The organism is Treponema sp. R8-4-B8, from assembly GCF_054786175.1.
In genome coordinates this window covers 1-3,288 of the sequence record NZ_BDHE01000049.1, presented here as the reverse complement: position 1 = coordinate 3,288, position 3,288 = coordinate 1, and the positions used below count along the sequence as shown (strand labels likewise).

The 3,288-nt window shown below is 43.7% G+C and carries 3 protein-coding genes; all 3 read right to left on the bottom strand.

Features of this window, described 5'->3' with window-relative positions; genetic code table 11:
• Positions 1 to 908, bottom strand: a 908-nt coding sequence (locus ACYVRA_RS05970) for a substrate-binding periplasmic protein (protein WP_461251836.1), incomplete at its 3' end; no start/stop codon positions are given.
• A gap of 62 nt (positions 909 to 970) precedes the next feature.
• Positions 971 to 2,590 carry a response regulator gene (locus ACYVRA_RS05965; protein ID WP_461251835.1) on the bottom strand — a complete coding sequence of 540 codons (1,620 nt, stop codon included), beginning with the start codon at positions 2,588 to 2,590 and terminating at the stop codon, positions 971 to 973.
• The gene (locus ACYVRA_RS05960) at positions 2,591 to 3,169 is read right to left on the bottom strand and encodes an Hpt domain-containing protein (RefSeq protein WP_461251834.1); all 579 of its coding nucleotides are present in this window, start codon (positions 3,167 to 3,169) and stop codon (positions 2,591 to 2,593) included.
• Between the last annotated feature and the right edge of the window lie 119 nt (positions 3,170 to 3,288).

Here is a 3,288-nt window from a genome sequence, read left to right as displayed (position 1 = left end):
GGATGCTCTGTAATGTATAAGCGCTCCTCTTCCGTAAGAAGCGATTGCATCTTGTTTACCAGAGATTGCTGATGCCCTCTTTTTTGCAGCCCGGCAAGGTACTCAAGAACGTCATTACGTCTCGCCTTATTCATGACGGAGATTATTGGAAGAAATTCCTCTTTTTTTGCCGTCAGACAGGACAACTTGGAAATCAACGGGAAGAATTCTTTGCCATCCACATTGCCGTATTCGTCAAAAGCCCCTTCAGCGGTATTCAGTCCGAAAAACGCGTCAGCCTGGCCGTTTTTTAACAATTGGTACGCGGCTTGATGGTTGTCAACGGTAATGACTTCAAAATCGTAACTGGCGTTTGCCTTGATGTCGGGAATTACAACCGATCCGACTAAAAAAGCGTATCGGGGCTTGCGTATCTTTATAATTTCCGCAGGCGGCATATTGCCCTTGATCCAATAGTATTTTATCAGGCGGCTGACGGTGGAATTTGTCATGAAATAGTCCGCCTTGTTTTCGTAACTGGTCATCAGCTCTCCGGTAAAATCGACTTCTCCGCTATCAAGCCCCATAAGCAATTCGTTCCATTGGTAGTATTTGGGCTTGAACTGTATTCCAAACATTCTTGTAAGCCAGTTGCAAAATAATATGGAATATCCTTTAATATCGCCGCTTTTCCCCTTGAACGCCTCGGTGGTAGGATTGACTCCGTATACAAAAGAGCTGTACTTTTTTTTAAGGGCTTCTATAGCGTTAATTTCGTCCTGGGTTACGCCTGGTATGCTCAGGTAAGACATGTCCGATATATCAACATAAGGCTGTTTTTTTATTGTAGATTTTTCACAGCTTAAAAATACGATAAATGTTAGAACAAGAATGAATGTTCCGCTTATTAGGAATCTGTCTCTTTTCATAATGTTTCTCCTTGATGCAATATGCCAAAGAATATCTTTACCTCTGCTCCACAGCCCTCTGTTTATTGCGGAGTCAGGTATTGTTTGAGCTTCGCAAATATGATTTTAGGAACGACCGGTTTTGAAATATGGTCGTTCATGCCTACCGACAGGCATTTTTCAACGTCTTCCTTAAAAACATCCGCAGTCATGGCGACAATAGGAATTGGCTTTCGATTTTGTTCTTTTTCAAAAGCCCTTATTTGAATTGTCGCTTCGTCTCCGCCCATTTCAGGCATGTTAATGTCCATAAGAATTAGGTTGTATTTGTCGGGATTCGCTTTGAACATGTCAACGGCTATTTGTCCGTTCTCGGCGAAATCAATTTTAACGCCCGTTTTTTCCAGATACTTGGCAAGGACTTCCCTGTTAAAGTCCATGTCTTCCGCCGCCAATATTGTAAAAGCCTTGAAATCTAAATCGGCAGCCTTAATTTCAAGAGGCGAAGCCGCCGCTGTTGCTTTATCATCTTTCACCGTCCCCCTCTTAACTTTTATAGTAAATATAAATTTTGCCCCCTTACCAAGTTCAGACTCTATCCATATCGTTCCCTGCATGAGTTCGATAATCTGTTTGGAAATGACCAGCCCAAGCCCCGTGCCGCCGAATTTTTTCGAGATAGTGTTGTCCGCCTGGTTGTAAGCGCTGAAAAGTTTTTTCTGCTGTTCGGGTGAAATCCCAATCCCGCTGTCCGCGACTATTATTTTCAGTGTAATTTCGCCGTCTTTTTCATCCATTTTTTCAGCGCTCAACGTAACCGTGCCTTTTTCCGGCGTGAATTTTATCGCGTTGGTCATAAGATTTGTGATGACCTGCGACAGCCTTAATTCGTCGCAGATTACGAATGTCGGAAGATTTGGATTCATATTGGTGACAACCTGCTGATGTTTTTCCTGAGCGCGGATGCTTGTTACATCGACGATGTTTGTCATCATTTTTCCAAAATCAAATTCGCTGTCGGCAAGATCAAGTTTATTCGCTTCAATTTTGGACATGTCAAGAATATCGTTAATAACGCCCAGTACGTGCTTTGCGGCGTTGCCCGCTTTTTCAAGATAAAGCTTTATCTCATCAACGCTGGTCTCTTCGTTTGCGATGTTTATCATGCCGATAACGGCGTTTAACGGCGAGCGTATTTCATGGCTCATGTGGGACAGGAAGTCGCCCTTTGCTTTGGACGCGTTCTCAGCCTCAAGTTCCGCCGCTTCGCGCAGGCTGATTTCTTTTGTTTTTAACTCAAGAAGGCTCTTGATTTCCATTTTCTGTTCCATAAGGGCGAGATGCGTTTTTATGCGCTGTAGCAATAACGGGGCGACAAAAGGTTTGTGAATATAATCGACCGCGCCCAATTTTAATCCCTCTATTTCGCTTTGAGCGTCTCCCATAGCGGTCAGGAATATAACGGGTATTTCCTGGAATTTGTCATTGCTTTTCAGTTTCTTTATCGCTTCATACCCGTTCATCTCAGGCATTCCCACATCCAGCAGAATTAAATCCGGATAAAAATATTCCAACAAGTTAAACATCTTTAGCGCTGAAGGGCACGGATACACTTCGTATGCGTCCTTCATCGTGTTTTTGAGAGCGGTCAAGTTTTCGATGTTATCGTCTACTACGATAATTTTTTTCTGTTCACCTGGCATTTATAACTCCTCCTTTGCAAGCCGGTCGGCTATTTCTTTTATTTCCGATATATCTATTTTTTCTCTAAGCCATTTAACTAAATCCGCGCCTTCATCGTAATCGGCGCTTTCCAGTTCTGCCATTGCTTCATCTATGCCTTTCATATTGAAATTGTCACAACAGTTTTTAAGGCGCGACAGAATAGCCTTGTCGGGGGCATTTAAGCGGGGCTTTTTTTCACGGCTTGCGTCGTACTGCTCAAGCCATGCTTTTATGTTTGCCACGATGACTTCCGTATCTTTAATTAGCTTGTCATTTTTAGCCAATACCCCCTGCAAGTCGCCGGCCCTGGACATGTTTTCCAGTTCTAAAGCTTCTTCCCTTATGCTTTCCACGCCGAGGCCGGCGCTTGTGCCTTTTAATCCATGTACGGTAATAACATAGCTAGTCAAGTTTTCCGCCGAAACAGACTTAAGCTTTTCTAAAACCGTCGGCGTGTGGGCGACATAAGAACGCAACAGCGGCAGATAAATATCCGTTTCTCCGGCGTACAAGGCAAGCCCTTTTTTAACATCTACTCCCGGTATCTCTATTACCAAAAGACTTGTGGAAATGATGGACGGGGAACTTAAAATGGAAAGCGAGTTTGGCAAAGGTTCGACATTCAGCCTGCACCTTAAGCAGGGCTTTGTCAGCGAAAAACCGCTTGGAGCGGAGG

Bases quoted from the DNA above. Each gene is read 5' to 3' on its own strand.
- ACYVRA_RS05965 (WP_461251835.1), bottom strand. From the start codon at position 2,590: ATGCCAGGTGAACAGAAAAAAATTATCGTAGTAGACGATAACATCGAA.